The 17,576-nt window shown below is 53.5% G+C and carries 19 protein-coding genes and 1 tRNA gene; 11 read left to right on the top strand and 9 right to left on the bottom strand.

All coding sequences use genetic code 11. The features are described from left to right. Positions 1-6: 6 nt before the first annotated feature. From AAC086_RS19880 to rph, 6 genes are all read right to left on the bottom strand, one after another. Positions 7-1,308: an O-antigen ligase family protein gene (locus AAC086_RS19880; protein WP_339781363.1), complete on the bottom strand. Its 1,302-nt coding sequence runs from the start codon at positions 1,306-1,308 to the stop codon at positions 7-9. Then, the gene (locus tag AAC086_RS19875; RefSeq protein ID WP_339781361.1) at positions 1,305-2,228 is read right to left on the bottom strand and encodes a glycosyltransferase family 2 protein; all 924 of its coding nucleotides are present in this window, start codon (positions 2,226-2,228) and stop codon (positions 1,305-1,307) included. The genes AAC086_RS19880 and AAC086_RS19875 overlap by 4 nt, the downstream gene beginning before the upstream one ends. Before the next feature lie 120 nt (positions 2,229-2,348). Then, a tRNA-Leu gene (locus AAC086_RS19870) sits at positions 2,349-2,435 on the bottom strand. Between the two features lie 156 nt (positions 2,436-2,591). After that, positions 2,592-3,776, bottom strand: coding sequence for a radical SAM family heme chaperone HemW (gene hemW, locus AAC086_RS19865; protein WP_339781456.1), 1,185 nt, complete (start codon positions 3,774-3,776; stop codon positions 2,592-2,594). A gap of 113 nt (positions 3,777-3,889) precedes the next feature. After that, positions 3,890-4,486, bottom strand: a complete 597-nt coding sequence (gene rdgB, locus AAC086_RS19860; protein WP_339781360.1) for an RdgB/HAM1 family non-canonical purine NTP pyrophosphatase — start codon at positions 4,484-4,486, stop codon at positions 3,890-3,892. Positions 4,487-4,571: 85 nt separating this feature from the next. After that, the gene (gene rph / locus AAC086_RS19855) at positions 4,572-5,288 is read right to left on the bottom strand and encodes a ribonuclease PH (protein ID WP_339781358.1); all 717 of its coding nucleotides are present in this window, start codon (positions 5,286-5,288) and stop codon (positions 4,572-4,574) included. Between the two features lie 262 nt (positions 5,289-5,550). Between rph and hrcA the strand changes: the two genes are divergently transcribed. From hrcA to AAC086_RS19840, 3 genes are all read left to right on the top strand, one after another. Then, on the top strand, positions 5,551-6,609 hold the full coding sequence (hrcA, locus tag AAC086_RS19850) for a heat-inducible transcriptional repressor HrcA (RefSeq protein WP_339781356.1): 1,059 nt from the start codon (positions 5,551-5,553) through the stop codon (positions 6,607-6,609). 53 nt (positions 6,610-6,662) lie between these two features. Continuing rightward, positions 6,663-7,304 carry a nucleotide exchange factor GrpE gene (gene grpE, locus AAC086_RS19845; RefSeq protein WP_339781354.1) on the top strand — a complete coding sequence of 214 codons (642 nt, stop codon included), beginning with the start codon at positions 6,663-6,665 and terminating at the stop codon, positions 7,302-7,304. 145 nt (positions 7,305-7,449) lie between these two features. Next, positions 7,450-8,211, top strand: coding sequence for an NAD-dependent deacylase (locus AAC086_RS19840; RefSeq protein WP_339781352.1), 762 nt, complete (start codon positions 7,450-7,452; stop codon positions 8,209-8,211). Here the strand turns inward: AAC086_RS19840 and AAC086_RS19835 are convergent. Then, positions 8,178-8,873, bottom strand: a complete 696-nt coding sequence (locus AAC086_RS19835) for a winged helix-turn-helix domain-containing protein (protein ID WP_339781350.1) — start codon at positions 8,871-8,873, stop codon at positions 8,178-8,180. The genes AAC086_RS19840 and AAC086_RS19835 overlap by 34 nt on opposite strands. An 85-nt stretch (positions 8,874-8,958) precedes the next feature. Here AAC086_RS19835 and AAC086_RS19830 point away from each other — a divergent pair, with 85 nt between their 5' ends. The 3 genes from AAC086_RS19830 to AAC086_RS19820 are packed head-to-tail and all read left to right on the top strand — an operon-like array spanning position 8,959 to position 10,594. Next, entirely contained in the window at positions 8,959-9,873 is a 915-nt protein-coding gene (locus tag AAC086_RS19830) for an EamA family transporter (protein WP_339781348.1), read from the top strand. A gap of 44 nt (positions 9,874-9,917) precedes the next feature. Continuing rightward, positions 9,918-10,247: an NIPSNAP family protein gene (locus AAC086_RS19825; protein WP_339781346.1), complete on the top strand. Its 330-nt coding sequence runs from the start codon at positions 9,918-9,920 to the stop codon at positions 10,245-10,247. Beyond that, on the top strand, positions 10,244-10,594 hold the full coding sequence (locus tag AAC086_RS19820; protein ID WP_339781344.1) for an antibiotic biosynthesis monooxygenase: 351 nt from the start codon (positions 10,244-10,246) through the stop codon (positions 10,592-10,594). Before AAC086_RS19825 ends, AAC086_RS19820 begins: the two co-directional genes overlap by 4 nt. Before the next feature lie 72 nt (positions 10,595-10,666). Here AAC086_RS19820 and AAC086_RS19815 read toward each other — a convergent pair whose 3' ends face one another. Next, positions 10,667-11,632, bottom strand: a complete 966-nt coding sequence (locus AAC086_RS19815) for a DMT family transporter (RefSeq protein ID WP_339781342.1) — start codon at positions 11,630-11,632, stop codon at positions 10,667-10,669. Between the two features lie 246 nt (positions 11,633-11,878). Between AAC086_RS19815 and AAC086_RS19810 the strand changes: the two genes are divergently transcribed. Further along, complete coding sequence (locus AAC086_RS19810) at positions 11,879-12,784, top strand: LysR family transcriptional regulator (protein WP_339781340.1); 906 nt, start codon at positions 11,879-11,881, stop codon at positions 12,782-12,784. Positions 12,785-12,864: 80 nt separating this feature from the next. Here the strand turns inward: AAC086_RS19810 and AAC086_RS19805 are convergent, their stop codons facing one another. Then, entirely contained in the window at positions 12,865-13,905 is a 1,041-nt protein-coding gene (locus AAC086_RS19805; protein ID WP_339781338.1) for a glycosyltransferase family 9 protein, read from the bottom strand. Positions 13,906-14,293: 388 nt separating this feature from the next. Here AAC086_RS19805 and ppa point away from each other — a divergent pair, with 388 nt between their 5' ends. From ppa to AAC086_RS19785, 4 genes are all read left to right on the top strand, one after another. Further along, positions 14,294-14,818 carry an inorganic diphosphatase gene (ppa, locus tag AAC086_RS19800; RefSeq protein WP_339781336.1) on the top strand — a complete coding sequence of 175 codons (525 nt, stop codon included), beginning with the start codon at positions 14,294-14,296 and terminating at the stop codon, positions 14,816-14,818. Positions 14,819-15,051: 233 nt separating this feature from the next. Then, complete coding sequence (locus AAC086_RS19795) at positions 15,052-15,585, top strand: L,D-transpeptidase family protein (protein WP_339781334.1); 534 nt, start codon at positions 15,052-15,054, stop codon at positions 15,583-15,585. 70 nt (positions 15,586-15,655) lie between these two features. After that, a complete protein-coding gene (locus tag AAC086_RS19790) occupies positions 15,656-16,630 on the top strand; it encodes a DUF2333 family protein (RefSeq protein ID WP_339781332.1) in 975 nt (324 codons plus the stop codon). Between the two features lie 150 nt (positions 16,631-16,780). After that, entirely contained in the window at positions 16,781-17,353 is a 573-nt protein-coding gene (locus tag AAC086_RS19785; RefSeq protein WP_085587290.1) for a NifU family protein, read from the top strand. Positions 17,354-17,576 lie beyond the last annotated feature (223 nt).

Below are 17,576 nucleotides of genomic sequence, written 5' to 3'. Positions count from 1 at the left end.
CATCGATCATAGAGGGATAATGCCCTTTAAATCGGCAAGATCAGAACGTTTAAAAACATTCAGGGCGGCGACCGCACACGCGATCGACATCCAGGTCAAAATCGCAGGCCAGTTGGAAAAGGCACTTTGCGTTGCCGCAAACGGAAACAACGACAAATTCACAGTTGCCAGATACAGGGCCGCCAGAACCGTTTGCTGATGCCCCGGACGGATCAACCGCACGCCCGCCCAAATGATCAGACCAACAAAAACCAGCCACGGCAAGGTTCCGACAAGGCCGCTACTGGCCAGCCATTCGGCATAAATATTATGCGGATGCGGATAACAGCCAAATTCCAGTGATTCCGGGGGTTGCTGCGCCCGGCACACTTTTTCAAAGCTGCTCATACCAATACCGGTCAGGGGATTTTCGGTAAAAAAGCGCCAACCCGTCAGGACCAGTTGACCATAAACCGAGTCTGAATAATCCGACACAACTGTGCCCAATGCCGCCACCCGCCCGGCAATGCGGTCACTTGCGGACAGCAAAAAGCCAATTCCGGCAACGCCAACCGCGCCCAAAAATATCGAAAGAACCCGGGCACGACCACCGCTGATAAACAGGCCAATGACCACCGCAACCAGCCCCGTCAGGGTCAAAACACTGGCCGTACGTTCGCCACTGAGAAAAATAACCGCCAGCACCGGCACCATCACCCCGGCCCCCACCGTCAGCAGGCGTTTGTCCCCCAGTTGTTCGCGGGCAACAAAGGCCAGCGCCATAACGCCAAAGGCCAGCTTTGACAGATAACTGCCAATATTGGGGCGGTCGAGCGGCCCGGTCAGGCGGTTACCGTTTGCAACCATTCCCTGCCCGCCCAACAAAGAATAACCGGTGATAAACTGATAAAACGCATCAAGCGCCCCGACCAGCAAGGCCGCAAAGGTTGCATAACACACCGCCCGGATTGCGGCCTTATCAACCAGAACCCAACGGGTAACAGCAGCATAAAACACCACAAATCGCACCCAGATCAGCCCCCGGGAAAAGTTTTTACCCGGATATTCACCAAAAGGGGCCACCACTGCCACCAGCATCAGCAAAGCCAGCAACAACATGGCAATATCAATCTGCCGCGCCCATGCCCAGTCCCGGCGCAAGGTACTGCGCACCAAAAACAGTACCGCCACCAGCACCAGTGATATATCCGCGGCTGCGCGCGCAAACAGCAAAAAGGTCGGTATCAGACACAAAAAGACCAACGCCGCCACATGCAGGCGACGTTCGATTTTATCACTATAGGGCAAGGCAACGGCAAAGCGGGTCACGGGAAATCGGGCCTCCGAATGGCAGGAAGATGGGCAAAGACATCGTGAAAAGTATCCAGCAGGCTGCTGTCAGGCGATAACAAGCCCGCCTTACCGGCAAAATAGGCAAACTGAACTTTTAATCCGGGCAGGGCACAACCGTCACGCAAGGCCTTGCGCGCTGCCGACACACATTTCACCGCCAGCCTGGTCCGGTTTTTAACCGGCAAATCGGGATGTTGACGCAAAAAATGATAAAAAGTCATAAAGCGGTCGTGATGCTGCTGGATTTTATTGTCCGACAAATGGCTTCCGGCATCGGGCACCCAGGTCACGATGGCAGCACTGTCGACCAGGCAGCGTGCATGGGCCGACAAACGCAAGGGCAACGATTCATCTTGCACAAATACCGCTTCGTCACAGCCGCCTGCCTGCAAAAACAAGGCGCGTTCTACCAGCCAGGTCATTCGTACAATGCCCCGGCCCAACACCCGCTCAAGCGGGCTTTGAAACACCTTGCAGGTCACATCGGGCGCGATCGCCGTCGCCTGTATCTGATCAATCGGATCGGTCGTTTTATGCCATTTTCCATGCACCATGTCGGCATCATGGCGGGTGGCAAGGCCCAACAAGGTGGCAATGGCATTGGGCGCTAAAACTTCGTCACAATCAAACAGCGCCAGATACCTGCCACCTGCAAGTGCCGCCCCCTGATTAAGGCGAATGGCCGGGCCTGCATTGCGGGTATTTTCAATGATCTGCACATTTGCCATATCCGCCGTCTCGGCACGCAGCACAGCCAGCGACGCATCGCTTGAAAGATCATCAACGAAAATATATTCGGCGGAAAATTCCCCGGTTTGGGCGCGCAGGGAGCGAATAAAAAACGGCAGGGCTGCGGCCTTGTTAAAAACCGGCAGAACATAACTGATATCTGGCACCCTCGCCCCCATTCGCCAAATCTGCGGTACGCAGTTCTAACGACATCAGCATCCCACTGCAAAGACAAAAACACCCCGAAAACGACAATACCCCAGCACATCAGAAGATGTACTGGGGTATGGTGCCCAGGAGAAGACTCGAACTTCCACGACCTTGCGGCCACTGGCACCTGAAGCCAGCGCGTCTACCAATTCCGCCACCTGGGCTTAGGGGCTGTCTGGTTTGTTCCGGATTTGTCGTCCGGAACGGGGCGGAATATACGCGCTGACAAACAAGTGTCAACAAACTTTTTCAAAGTTTTCACCGATCTTTTCGCTGTTTTTTTGCAAAACCCGAAAAACTGCGAAAATCCGCCATTTCCCTTAAACAGCAGGATCAAAAAGATAGCCCAAAACGCCGTTCAACCGGTTGCGCCCCTGCTGTGTGGCGCGTAACCCGGCCCCGTCACATATCAAATCACCCGAAACAATCAGGGTTTCAAGCCGTTCGGCATCCAGCACATCACGCGGACCAGCCCCTGCTACCCGGTCAAACCGCGACAGGGGAATTGCCTCGTTCAGGCGCAAACCCATCATCACCATTTCAATCAGGCGTTCGTCACGGTCCAGTGCCACTTCTTCCTGTGTGCCATGACCCAGTTTTTCAACCCGGTCCAACCAGATATCAGGCGCACGATGACGGCGCACTGCCATCGGCGTAATATGCCCGTCAGCGCTCACCACGGCTTCGCGGCCATGCGCGCCCGGGCCAATGCCCAGATAATCGCCATAGCGCCAGTAAACCAGATTATGGCGGCTTTCCTGGCCCGGCTTTGCGTGATTGGAAACCTCGTAGCAGCGATAACCGGCCAGTTCGGTTTCTTCCTGGGTAATGTCGTAAAGCGCGGCCGCCAGATCTTCGCCCGGCACTTTTAATTCGCCGCGCTGATGCAGGGTATAAAACCGCGTTCCCGGCTCGATCGTCAGCTGATAAAGCGAAATATGCCCCCTGGCAATATCGAGCCCGTCGCGCAATTCACGGCGCCAGGCGTCAGGGTTATGATCAGGCCGGGCATAGATCAGATCAAACGAGAAGCGATCAAATACCGTGGCGGCCACATCAAGGGCGCGCCGTGCCTCGGCCGCATTATGAACCCGGCCCAGAAATTCCAGATCGCGATCATTTAATGCCTGAATACCCAGCGATACCCGGTTAATGCCATTGGCGGCAAAGGCCGAAAAACGGTCAATCTCCACCGTACCGGGATTGGCTTCGAGCGTGATTTCAACATCATCAGCAACCCGCCAGTATGTTTTGATATCCGCAATCAGCGCCCCGGCGGTTTCCGGGTCCATCAGCGAGGGCGTGCCGCCGCCAAAAAATATTGATCCCACCACTCGATCCGGGTGGCGCGCGGCCCCCACCGCCAGTTCAGCCCGCAATGCCGCACGCCAGCGGGCATGATCAACATGATTGGCGACATGGCTGTTGAAATCGCAATAGGGGCATTTCGACAGGCAAAACGGCCAATGGATGTAAATACCAAACGGTACGGCTTCGGGCGTTATCAACGGTATGGTCTTTCATGGCAGCAAAAACATGGCCCCTGGGGGCAAATAAAATTCAGGCACCGACGATATCGACCGACGGTGCCTGACATCAGATAGAACGAAACAGGCCCTTATGCAAAACAGGCCTTAACCAGCATATCGAAAGCCTTGGCACGATGGCTCATGTCATGTTTTTTGGCGGCAGGCATTTCGCCAAAAGTCTGATCAAAGCCACGCGGCAAAAACATCGGATCATAACCAAAGCCGTTTTTGCCCCGCTTTGGCCAAACCAGATCGCCTTCGATCCGGCCTTCGAAATTTTCAACATGGCCATCAGGCCAGGCCAGCGACAAAGCACAAATAAAATCAGCCCGGCGGTCGGGATCGTTGCCCATCGCAGTTTGCACCTTTTGCATCGCCAGGTCAAAATCGCGATCCGGGCCGGCCCAACGGGCGGAATAAATGCCCGGTGCGCCCTCTAACGCCCAAACCGCCATGCCCGAATCATCGGCCAGTGCAGGCAGATTTGCCGCCCGTGCGGCGGCAAGGGCCTTTAATTGCGCATTGCCGATGAACGAGTTTTCGGTTTCTTCGGGTTCGGGCAAACCAAGATCACCTGCTGAAACAACCTCGATGCCAAAAGGAGCAAGAAGGTCGGTAATTTCAACGATCTTGCCTTTGTTATGGCTGGCAATCACCAGCTTCTTTTCCGTAAAGCGACGTACCATTTTCCGGCCTGCAAGTCTCAAAATTAAACGGGTTCGGTTTTTTGATCTTTGGCCGTTAATCTTTGATCATGGGCCAAAGACAAATTTACAGGCCCAGTGCCGCGCGCTGTTTGGCAAACAGTTCGTCGCAGCCCTTGCGCGCCAGATCAAGCATCTGATCAAAGGCATCGCGGTCAAACGGCACATCTTCGGCCGTGGCCTGCACTTCAACCAGCCCGCTATTGCCCGCGAGCACAAAATTGGCATCGGCCCCGGCATTGCTGTCTTCGGCGTAATCCAGATCAAGAACCGGTGTGCCTTTGTAAAGACCACAGGAAATGGCGGCAACAGCCTGGGTAAAGGGAATTTCCTTGATCAGGCCCAGGCGACGGATCCCCTGAAACGCGATATGAGCGGCGATATAGGCCCCGGTGATCGACGCGGTCCGGGTGCCGCCATCGGCCTGGATCACATCACAATCAAGGCGCATCTGCATTTCGCCCATGGCCTTAAGATCGGTCACCGCCCGGATCGAACGGCCGATCAAACGCTGAATTTCCTGGGTGCGGCCCGACTGGCTGCCACGGGTGGCTTCGCGCTGCATGCGCGAATCGGTTGCGCGCGGCAACATGCCATATTCCGCAGTAATCCAGCCTTTGCCCGAGTTGCGCATCCAGCCCGGCACCTTGTCTTCAACTGTTGCGGTGCACAAAACATGCGTGTCACCAAATTTAATCAGGCAGGAGCCTTCGGCATATTTGCTGACACCGGTTTCGATGGTGATATCGCGAAGCTGATCAAGGGAACGACCGGAAGGACGCATGAAGGGAACCTCATAACAAAATGAATGATGGGTCCGGGGCACAATCCGGACCAAAACTGGAATGCGGCCAAGCTAATGGTCCATCCCCCAAAGGTCCAGCATTTTCGCTGGTTTCACCGGTTTCAACCGCCCGAAAAACAGGCTGGCAAAGGACAATGACACAAATTATCGGCCCTGCCCTGCAACAGCGCGCAATTGACGGCACGATACACGCTGTCTAAATTCAACCTGATACTGCAAAACCGCATGTAACAAGGTTTAAATGGCGCTTATGGACAACACAATGCTGGGCGATCTGAATGAACGATCCCGCGAGGTGTTTCGTCAGATCGTAGATGCCTATGTTGAAACCGGTGAACCGATCGGATCACGCACCATTGCGCGGCGCCTGTCAGAAAAACTTTCGGCCGCCACCGTACGCAATGTCATGTCCGATCTTGAAGATCAGGGCTTGCTCGTTGCCCCGCATATTTCCGCCGGGCGATTGCCCAGTGAAAAAGGGCTGCGGCTATTTGTAAATGCCTTAATGGAAGTCGGCGACCTTCCCAATGCCGAGCGCGACCAACTGACCAAAAACTGTGAACGGGCGGGATATTCGCTTGATGAAATGCTGGGCGAAGCCACCAGCATGCTCTCGGGCCTGTCGCGCTGTGCCGGGTTGGTGGTTGCACCGAAAACCGACGGATTACGCCTTAAGCAAATCGAATTCGTGCCCCTTTCACCAGGCAAGGTACTGGCTGTTCTGGTGGCGCAAAATGGCAGTGTGGAAAACCGCATTGTCGATGTTCCGGCCAATTTGCCCACCTCGGCATTGACAGAGGCAGCGAATTATCTAAATACGCAGCTAGCTGGAAAAACTCTTGATGATGCACGCCTTCTGGTCGCACGCGAGCGGGACCGCATTCAGACCGAGCTGGATGTCATTTCAGCCAATCTGATTGATGCAGGCATTGCGACCTGGGCAGGCGGGGTCAAGGATTCATCGCTGATCATTAAGGGGCAATCCCAGCTTTTGGAAAATATTGCCACCATCGAACAGCTTGAAACCGTTCGACGGCTGTTTAATGTTTTGGAAGCACGAGACCAGATCCTCGAGCTTTTGGACGTGACTTCAGACGCCGAAGGAGTTCAGATTTTTATCGGAACCGAAAACAAGTTGTTTGGTGGATCGGGTTTGTCGATGGTGATATCGCCCTATCAGAACGCCGAAGGCAGCATTGTCGGCGCAATCGGGGTTGTCGGACCGACGCGGATCAATTATGCCCGGATTATTCCGCTGGTCGACTATACCGCCAAATTGGTCGGGCGACTGATTGGTTAATTTTAGTGGCGCTGCGTGCCAGGCCACACAACAAACAGAAGGTAGTCCAACACATGACGGAAACCGCAAAAAACACCAACGAAGATATGCAGGATGCCACACCGGCCGAGCAGGTTGCCGCCGAAGAAGCCGCGCAGGAAGATATTGCGCAGGACGAGGCACAGGATGCAAAGGCAGTTATTGCGGCCCTTCAGGCTGAAAATGCCGAACTGAAAGACCGCATGTTGCGGACCGCCGCCGAAGCCGAAAACATTCGCCGCCGCGCCAAAAAGGATGTCGAGGATTCGGCCAATTACGCCATTAGCAAATTTGCCCGCGACCTTCTTGATGTTGGCGATAATCTGCGTCGCGCCCTTGAAGCCGCAGGCGACGGTGCCCATCAGAACGATGCCATGAAAACGCTGATCGAAGGCGTTGAAATGACCGAACGGACCCTGTTGAAATCGTTCGAGCAAAACGGCATTAAAAAGATGGAACCGCTGGGCGAAAAACTGGACCCGAACAAACATCAGGCCGTGTTTGAAATGCCCAGCACCGAACATCCGGAAGGGCATGTTGCCCAGGTCATGCAGGCCGGTTACGTCATTAAAGATCGCCTGTTGCGCCCGGCAATGGTCGGTGTTGCCAAAAAACCCGAAGGTAGCGCGCCCGATGCGGGCAGCGAACCGGGAAGCAACATTGATACATCCGCATAATCAGATAAATCATTGATATAATATAAAAATGGCCCCTCACTTCTGGTGATTGGGGCCATTTTTACAGCTTGGCAGCATGTTTAAATTTTTTAGTTTAAATATCAAACTAAACCAGTTGTAATCGCAAACAGATCCGGGGTGAACCATGTCCCTTTCCCATGCCGTCATGGATGTCCTGCGCCAGGAAGCTGCCCCGATTGTTATTTTAACCGGGGCGGGCATATCGCGCGAAAGCGGCCTGCATACCTTTCGCGACCCGGACGGGATCTGGGCGAAATACGATATTTCCGAAGTGGCGACACCAGAGGCTTTTGTTAAAAACCCGTCCCTTGTGCACCGTTTTTACAATGACCGCCGCAAGATTTTGCACGACCCGGCCGTCCTTCCCAATGCCGCCCATGATGCCCTTGCCGATCTGGAAAAAAACTGGCCGGGCGATGTTTTGCTGGTCACCCAGAATATTGACGATCTGCATGGCCGGGCGGGCAGCAAGAACCTGATCCATATGCATGGCGAATTGTTAAAGGTGCAGTGCCTTCAGTGCGCAGCCATCAGCCCGTGGCACAACGACCTTGGCGGTGACGACACCTGCCCCCATTGCGGCCATAAAGGCAGCCTGCGACCGCATATTGTGTGGTTTGGCGAAATGCCGCTGGAAATGGAGCGTATTTACCAGTCGCTTGAATTCTGCAGACTGTTTTTGTCGATTGGCACATCGGGAAATGTCTATCCCGCAGCCGGGTTTGTCGAAATCGCCCGCCATCATGCCCAGGCTGAAACCATCGAAATCAATCTCGAACCCAGCGAGGGGGCCAGCCTGTTTGACGATGGTATTTATGGCCCGGCCACCCAAACGGTTCCGGCATTTGTGGATCAGTTACTGGGTCGGGACGAAAACAAGTCATAAAAGGCCCGCTCGCCCGCCGGGGTAAAATCCACCACCCGCGAATCGTGCAACCGCCGCGCCCAGCCCAGATCCAGCATGCGCTGCAATAATGCCGCCCCCACCGCCCCGGCCAAATGCGACCGGCGCATCGACCAATCCAGGCATTCGCGACATAGCGGGCGGCGCAATTGCCGCATCTGTGCCAGATCAAGGCCAAAACCGGTGACAAAACCGGCACCGTCATCGGTCAGTTTGACATCACCTGTCTGATCACAAACCAGCAATTGCCGCTGTTGCAGGTTTTCAAACAGGGCCACCCCCATTTCCCCCGCCAAATGGTCGTAACAAATGCGGGCCTTGCGCAAGGCCGGGTCTTTGGGGCCGGTGCGCACCCGGTTATGGCCGGTCCGCTGGGCAATGCCCATCAGGGTTTCCAGCAATTCAACAATATCGGCATTGCCAAGGGTAAAATAACGATGCCGACCCTGCTTGCGTGCCTCAACAATGCCCCCGTCAAGCAGCTTTGCCAGGTGCGAACTGGCTGTTTGTGCCGTCACTCCCGCTTCCTGTGCCAACTCGGTTGCGGTTAAAGCACGCCCCGCCATCAGCGCGGTCAGCATATTTGCCCGCGCTGGATCACCAATCAATGCGGCCACACGGGCAATGTCGGGTCCTTCTTTCATAGTTCGATGTTAATCGAAACATTCCAGTCGCGCAATCGGGATAATAGGCCACAGTTATTTCGGTTCCCCGCGACAGGAGTCCCATATGCAAACACCCAAAACCACCTTGGCAGCCGAGTTTCTGTTGCTGGCCGTTCTCGCCCTTTTATGGGGGTCGTCCTATATCTTTATCAAGATCGCGCTTGTTGATTTTCCCCCCGTCACCCTGATTGCGGCGCGGGTTGGCATTGCCGCCCTGTTTCTGACCGGCATTGTTATGTGGCGGGGCGATAAATTTCCGCGCGATGGCAAAACGTGGCGAATGCTGCTGATTCAGGCGATTTTTAATTCCATCGGTGCCTGGACCGTACTGGCCTGGGGCCAACAATATGTCGATAGCGGTCTTGCCAGCGTGCTGAATTCCACATCGCCGGTTTTTCTGTTTTTCATCACCTTGTTTGTCACCCGCCACGAAACGGTGAACACGGCCAAACTGATCGGCTCAATGATCGGTGTTGCGGGCGTGATCCTGATTGTTGGTCCCGGTGTTTTACACGGCCTTGGCACTGATATTAAGGGTCAGGGCGCGGTATTGCTCGGTGCCTTGCTGTATGCCTGCGGTGCCATTTACGGCAAACGTTTTAGCGGGCTTTCCGCAACCGTTACAGCCGCAGGCACCATGATCTGGGCCAGCATCTGCCTGATCCCGGCCAGCCTGCTGATCGATCAGCCCTGGGCATTAACCCCCTCGCCCCGCGCGATTATCGCCGTCCTTGTGCTATCGGTATTTTGCACCGGTGTCGCCCTGATGATTTATTTCCGGCTGGTGCGCACGCTGGGATCAATGGGCGTTGCCAGCCAAAGCTATTTGCGCGCCGGGGTCGGTGTTGCGCTGGGGGTTTTATTGCTGGGTGAAAAAATCGACTCGCTGACATTGGCTGGCATTTGCTGTGCCCTGATCGGGGTGGCCGCCATCAACTGGCCACGCAAAACACGCCCGATTGCCACTAAACACGCATGATTCCTCGACCATCTTTTAATTTAACCGCTATCAAGGAGCCTTAAATGCTGACCTGTTTTATCCGCTATGAAATCGATCCTTATAAAAAAGAAGCCTTCGCCGAATATGCGCGCAACTGGGGCCAGGCGATCCCGCGCTGCGGGGCTGACCTGATTGGCTATTTCGCCCCGCATGAAGGCACCACCACTACCGCCTACGGGGTTTATTCGCTGCCGAGCCTGTCGGCTTATGAAGCCTATCGTCAGCGCTTGCAAAATGACCCGCTGGGGCAGGAAAATTATCGCTTTGCGCAAAAGGAACAGTTTATTCGCCGCGAAGAAAGGCAGTTTTACCGTCTGGCCTCGGGCCCACACAGCCAAAGGATCGCCCCATGATCGCGGTTATTTTTGAAGTAACCCCCAAACCGGACCGCAGAGACGATTATTTTGACATCGCAGGCGCATTGCGACCGTTGCTGGATGACATTGACGGTTTCATCTCGATTGAACGGTTTGAAAGCATCACAACACCCGGCAAAATTTTATCGCTGTCCTTCTGGCGCGATGAAGATGCCGTTAAAGCATGGCGCAGCCTTGGCGAACATCGCGCTGCGCAAAGCCAGGGCCGGGATCATATCTTTTCAGATTACCGCCTGCGGGTTGCCGATGTTATACGCGATTACGGCATGACCGACCGCCTGCATGTACCACCGGATTCGCTGCGTCATCACGATACAGCTTAAGCTAAAGTCGCCCCTGGAATACCGGCCAAACCGGCAAACCCGGTTTGGTCGTTTCCCGCTCGGATCACGCGATTAAACCCGTATATCGGCGGGACGCTCCACCTGTGATGTCGCATCGTCTGCCAGCTTGTCATTACTGTCATCACTATCATCAACAGAGGCCGATTTAACCCCGCCTTTAAAGTCCAGCAGCATCACCGCCAATATGACCAACCCGGCACCGACAAAAATAATCGGCATCGGCAGCATATCGAAAAAGATCAGATCCATCGCCATTGAAAACGGCAATGCGGTATAGGCAGCGGGCGAAATCACACTGGCATCGGCGACGCGAACGGCGCGCAAAACCATGTAATTGGTGGTCATGGCAAAAAAACCGGCCCCGCCCGATAACGCCCAATCGGCAATGCTGGCGGGTTGCCACGTCATAAGGGCCACTGGCACCCAGATCACAATCGCCACCAGTTGCGGCCAGAATAACATGGAAAAATTGGTTTCAGTTCGAACCATGACCTTGGCAAACAGGGTTTGGGCCGAAAAACAAAATGCCCCGACCAAAGCCGCCGCAATGCCCAGCGGCACGCCAAAACCGTCCATTTTAGGCACACACATCACCCAGACCCCGACCAGACCCAGCAGGGTGGCAGCAATTTTACGCCCCGTCAGCTTTTCACCAAAAAACACCACGGCCAGCATCACGGTCAGCAGGGCCTCGATGAACAAATAGGCGTTAACCTCGCTGATGCTCATTTGCCGCAGGGCAAAAAAAACGCAAAAAAGCGAGCTATACCACAGCACCCCGCGCGCCATATGCGCAAACGGGCGACGGGTGCGGATCTGCCTTGTGCCAACAAATCCGACAATGACCACAAACATAACAACTGTCAGAATGGCCCGCATCGCCAAAATCTGGGCCGTTGGCACATCAGCCGATACCAGCTTGGCGCACACATCAACACAAACGCCCGATGACATTGCGGCTGTCATCCATAAAACGCCGCGCAAATTTCCGCTCAGGCGCGCCAGCGTCCGGGTCATGGCGAATTTCCTGCTGTCAGGTTTGAAAGGATTAAAGAGGGAGTTTCCAAAGCCGGGGTCAGTCAGGAACTGCGGGTGGCGCAAGGAGACATAGGGTCTGGAAACCCTCTCTGGATAGCATCTTGCCCGGAACCATTCAAAAAAACGAATGAAGAGTTTTCACCGACCGATGAGAAAATTTTGTCCCAAACAAAACGCCGGTCCTGTTAAACAGAACCAGCCTGCAATGCCTGTTAACGGAAAATCATGATGCGTCGCAAATTACCCCCCCTCCGCGCCCTTGTCGCCTTTGAAGCCACGGCCCGCCATCAAAGTGTCAAGGATGCCGCAGAAGAGCTGAATGTGACCCAAAGTGCCATCAGCCACCAGCTGCGCCAGCTTGAGGAAAATGTCGGTGTTGTACTGTTTGTGCGCAAAGGACGGGGATTGTCGCTGACCAAGTCAGCCCGCCAGTTATTGCCCCGCCTGACTGCTGCTCTGGATGATATTTCCGGCATCACCCGCGAAATTGGCCCCGACAAGGGCCGTGCGATTCGCATCGGTGCCCTGGCCACACCTGCACTTAGCATTCTGATCGAGGAACTCGAAAGTCTGCGCCGCGCGATACCGGACGATATTCCGGTGCAGTTTCGCAAAATCGAATTTGATGATGATCTCGATCCGCTCGAAATTGATATTGCCCTTCAAATCGCCCCCAAAGACCTGCCCGGCCCGGAAGGCTGGACAATGGAACTGTTAACGCCCGAAATTTACCATGCGCTGGTATCCCCGCAATGGCTGGAACGGCGGGGTTTTTCCAAAAACAATGTCGATCTGTCGCGCCTTGAACCGCGTGATATTTTGCTGATCGACAGCGACAGTGAACAGTTTTCACAAATCGATTCCTGGTTCGAGAAAACAAATTTCGCCCTGTCCGATTGCTGGACATTCAGCCACCATATCTGGGCGCTGGAAGCCGCCCGCGAAGGGCATGGCATTGTGGCAAGTACCGATGTTGTCGCCCGAAAATATGTCGACCGCGGCGAACTGGTGGCGCTTGATTTTCCCGATTTCATGTCAAGCTGGTGGTATCGGCTGCTGATCCGCCCGTCGCGCGAACGCGACCCCGCCGTAATGGCAGCGGCAAACTGGATTCGCAGCCTGATCAGATAATATCTACCGCCAACAGACCAACACCAAACATCAAAATGCCAACTATAGCCTACACCAACGTCTGTTCTTCGCAGTTAATCTTAACCGAAAGAAAGATCGCTCATCTTTTTAAAAACGGCTTTAACAGGAATAAGAGTCATGTCGCGACCACCAAAATCCTGTGCTTTCAAAACATGAACATCACCAACAATTGGCAAGAACTTGGCTGGCGACGTTGGGCCAAACAGTATCAATTGCGGACGACCACTTAACGAACAAATATGACCTACCCCGGCATCATTGGTAATATTCATTTGGCATCGTCTCGCCAGCGCCAAGGTAAAGGCCGGATCAAACGCATGATTAATGACATCATCTTGAAGGGGAAATAAAACTTCCGAAATAAGAGTTTGGATTACCTCACACATGTCACTTTCGCCGGGTCCCAGGAAAAAAACCGGTACTTTACCTTCTAACACTAAAAGCCGAGCCAATTCGACAAAGTGTTCCAATGGCCATCTTTTGTGCCGACCGCCTGCACCTGGTGCCAGCCCGATATAACAGGGCCCATCCGGCAGAAGTTTAACGGCATCTTCCTTTAATGGCTTTGCGACGTCCAGTCTTATATCACTGTTCTCAACAGCAACACCGGTCACTAATTCCAACAAATCGAAAAGTTGCTGCTGTAGATTTATCGGGAATGGTCGCTTTGGCTTCGCGGCAGAGAAAAAGAAATTCATCGTCGGCGAGATAAAAACACTGTGCGAAATACGTTTGACGGCTAAGGTCGTAAAAAATCCTTTTTGGGTATCAATGATTAAATCAAAATGCCGTCCCGGCAAGGGAGAACGCAAAACTTCGCCGATAGACACACCGATCTGCGCATTATTCAAAACTTCGTCAATTTCATACCTCACCATTTCTCTCAAAATATCTGAAAACACCGTCGTAGTTTGTCCTGCCAACCAGGTAATTTTTGCATTAGGAAAACACTGACGCAATCCACGTAAAAATGGTACTTTCAGCAGAGCATCCCCTAAAAGGTCCCCTCCAACGTAAATGAGAATGGAAAAAATCTCCTTGCTCTCATCTTTTTTCAGGCGTTTTTTTTCAAAAAAAAATTGCTCTACACTAACCTTCATCGGCAATAGACCTCATCGAATAATTTTAAAAATCACTTATTTTTGTGACTACGTAACACAATAAAAAAAAATCAACGCAAAAGACAGTTACAATTACAAATATGATATCAATATCTTGAATCTATCAACTGTAATGCTTGCTCTATAGGCAAAAAATTTCACCGCGTCATCCCGGTTTTTGCCGCAACAAAGCATGTTTTTATCAACCCAATCCGCCAAATAACCCCCGACACGCCCAAGGATGAACAAGCGCGTTCTTGGAACATGGCGCATTTCGCGATAAAAGGGCCTCATCATTTTTGCACGCCCGCACACGGCGCGCAGGTGGATCCAATATCAAAGCCCGGCAACGGGCGATCTCAAGCAAACGCGAAAGGGTGTTTCCCCAATGGACCTCAGCAAGATTGCGGTTGGTAAAGACGTTCCCTGGGATGTCAATGTTGTTATCGAAATTCCGCAGGGCGGGCCGGTCAAATACGAAGTCGACAAGGCATCAGGAGCGATTTTCGTTGACCGTTTCCTGCATACCTCGATGTATTATCCGGTTAATTACGGCTTTATTCCCAACACTCTGGGCGACGATGGCGACCCGGTTGATGCCATGGTCATGTTCCGCCATCCGGTGGTGGCGGGGTCTGTCATCCGGGCGCGCCCGATCGGCGTGCTGATGATGGAAGACGAAGCCGGCATGGATGAAAAACTGATCTGCGTGCCGCACGAAAAAGTTGATCCTTACTATAAGGACATCAAATCGCACGAAGACCTGCCCGAAATCCTGCGCGACCAGATCCAGCATTTCTTTGAACATTACAAAGATCTGGAAAAAGGCAAATGGGTCAAGGTTACCGGCTGGAAAGCTGCAGACACCGCCGCCGGGCTGATCGATGCCGCGATTGAACGTTTCGCAAAATAACACGGCCAATCCCCCGATTGTTCTGACAATACGGGTATCAACAATGCCAGCGCCTCGCAGAAATGCGGGGCGTTGTTGTTTTCATCCTTCATGCTGCTGAGTATGATATAACAGGGGCAGAACAAAACGGGACAACGGGATGATACAATGGGGGGCCAAGGCGCAACCAATGCCGCTCACAGGACCCGTCAGAGCGAACCAGGGTATCATACCGCTGTCTCAGTTAGGAAATGATGGATAGTTTTACCCCTGACCTTACCGAAAAAGCCAATATCGTGGTCAACGCCGAGGGCATCCTGAGCTTTGGCGGGCGAACATATCGAGCTGCAATTGGCAAAGCCGGAATGCGCTGCGACAAATGCGAAGGCGACGGCGCCAGCCCGGTCGGAATTTGGCAATTACGCTATGTCATGTACCGGGCAGATCGGGTGGCACCGCCCAGAACCGACCTGCCGGTTTACGCACTAACCCCGGATGACGGCTGGTGTGATGACCCGCATAATCGTGCCTATAACCGTCCTGTGCGGCTGCCATTTGCCGATCGTTATGAAAATCTCTGGCGCGAGGATCATGTCTATGACCTGATCGTTACCCTGGGTCACAATGACGATCCCGCCCTACCGGGAAACGGATCGGCAATATTCATGCATATCGCCCGTCCCGACTATGACGGAACCGAAGGATGCGTTGCTCTGGCACAAGATGATCTGGAAGCAATTCTGGCCGACAGCGGCGTTTACACCCGTCTTTGCATTGACCGGAAATGAACATCCCCTTGCAGGCATCTCTGCAACACCCTAGTTTCAAAGTCGCACATTTATCAGACCGGGACAGAACATGATCGAAGACGACTATCTATACACCAAGGGCGGCATCAAAGGATTTGGGGCAAAACTGCGCAAATTTTTCGGCAGCGGCAGGTTCTGGCTGCGCGCATCTGCCGTGATTGTCGTTCTATGCCTGATCTATTACCCGGTCGGAATGCTGATGGTGCAAAAGATCGACGACAACCCCGATTTCAGCGGTAATTATCAGGGCGGCAGCCATGCCGTTGCCACCGCCATCGGCCTGATTGACCGCGAAGTGAACCAGCATCAATGGACGGCAAATGATCCGTTCTTCATGCCCGGTGCTGCCCTTGATAATATGCCGAATTTCCAAACCGGGATTATTTATGCCCTGTCGCGATTCTCGATTGAACTTTCAGACCAGATCGGGCGTGCGCGCGGTTCCAGCCAGGTTGACAGTGATCTCGATAACGCTGCCGGTGTGTTGAAATTCCGCGGTGACAAATGGGTGTTTGATCCCAGCATCTCGCTTCTGCCGGGTGTTTCGTCCGAACAGCAATACCGCCAGGCCATAAGTGCCTTGACCCGCTATAACGAACGTCTGGCAACCGGCAATGCCGCCTTTGAACGCCGGGCCGATAACTTGCAGGAAACCCTGGCGCGGTTTGCCAACGATCTGGGATCGGCATCCGCACTGATTGATAACAAGGTTGCCCATCCGTCGATCTTTGATACGACGGCTGATGATGTTTTTTATGCCACCAAGGGTCGGCTTTACGCCTATAGCCTGATTCTGCGTGATCTGGGCACCGATTTCGAAAATATCCTCAATGAACGCCAGGTCAGCCAAGTTTGGGCAGAAATGGTGGCATCTTTGCAAGCAGCATCAAAGCTGGACCCGATCGTGGTGATTAACGGATCTGCCGATGGCATCATCCTGCCCAACCACCTTGCCGGACTGGGTTTTTACCTTTTACGTGCACGTACCCAGATGAATGAAATCATTAGTATCCTGCAACGCTAGGCGCAACAGGATGTTTTTCCGAATACCTGAGTTGCATAGTCGGACTTGATCTTTTTTGAAAATTAGCCCATTTAGAGGCTAACGAGAAAGACATGAGGGCTGCCGCGAGAGCCATAACTGCGGCGCCACAGCAAGAAGGACTTGGTGAAAATGTTCATACAAACCGAACCCACCCCGAATCCCGCCACCCTGAAATTTCTTCCGGGTGAAGAAGTTATGGGTCGTCAGGGTACTGCCAATTTCACCAGCAATGACGAACATGTAAAATCGCCGCTGGCGCGCAAACTGTTTGAAGTAGACGGCATTACCGGTGTATTTCTTGGCGGTGACTTTATCACCATCACCAAAGAAGACAGCCGCGAATGGCAAACCCTGAAACCGCAAATTCTTGGCGGGATCATGGAGCATTACACCTCGGGTCAGCCGGTTCTCGACCAGGGTAGCGATGCCACCAAGGCAACCAGTTCGGCCGCCGAAGGCGATGATGAGCTGGTAACCCAGATCAAGGAACTGCTTGATACCCGGGTGCGCCCGGCTGTGGCCCAGGATGGTGGCGATATCGTTTTTCACAAATTTGAAGATGGCGTCGTCTATCTGGAAATGCATGGCGCATGTTCGGGGTGCCCCAGCAGCACCGCGACCCTGAAAATGGGAATCGAAAACATGCTGCGCTATTATGTACCGGAAGTTCAGGCCGTTGAACCTGTGATGGCCGAATACTGATTCTCATCACGTTTTAAACAGAATATTATCATATTCGCGCCGGATTAGGTGGCTATTGCTTTTCCCGCACCATGATGGCTGACCGATAAAATGTCGGCGCGAATATTGAAGCCCTATTTCGAAACTGTCGGCCGGACCTGTGACAGACAGCACAGGGACACGACGGTCTAAAGCATGTTTCCTTTAATATGACCCATTTTGCCAGCGCAGTCTGCCGCCTGGC

It is taken from the genome of uncultured Thalassospira sp. (assembly GCF_963976115.1).
Taxonomy (GTDB): domain Bacteria; phylum Pseudomonadota; class Alphaproteobacteria; order Rhodospirillales; family Thalassospiraceae; genus Thalassospira.
The sequence above is the reverse complement of the archived record's forward strand: the minus strand, read 5'-3'. Positions and strand labels throughout refer to the sequence as shown.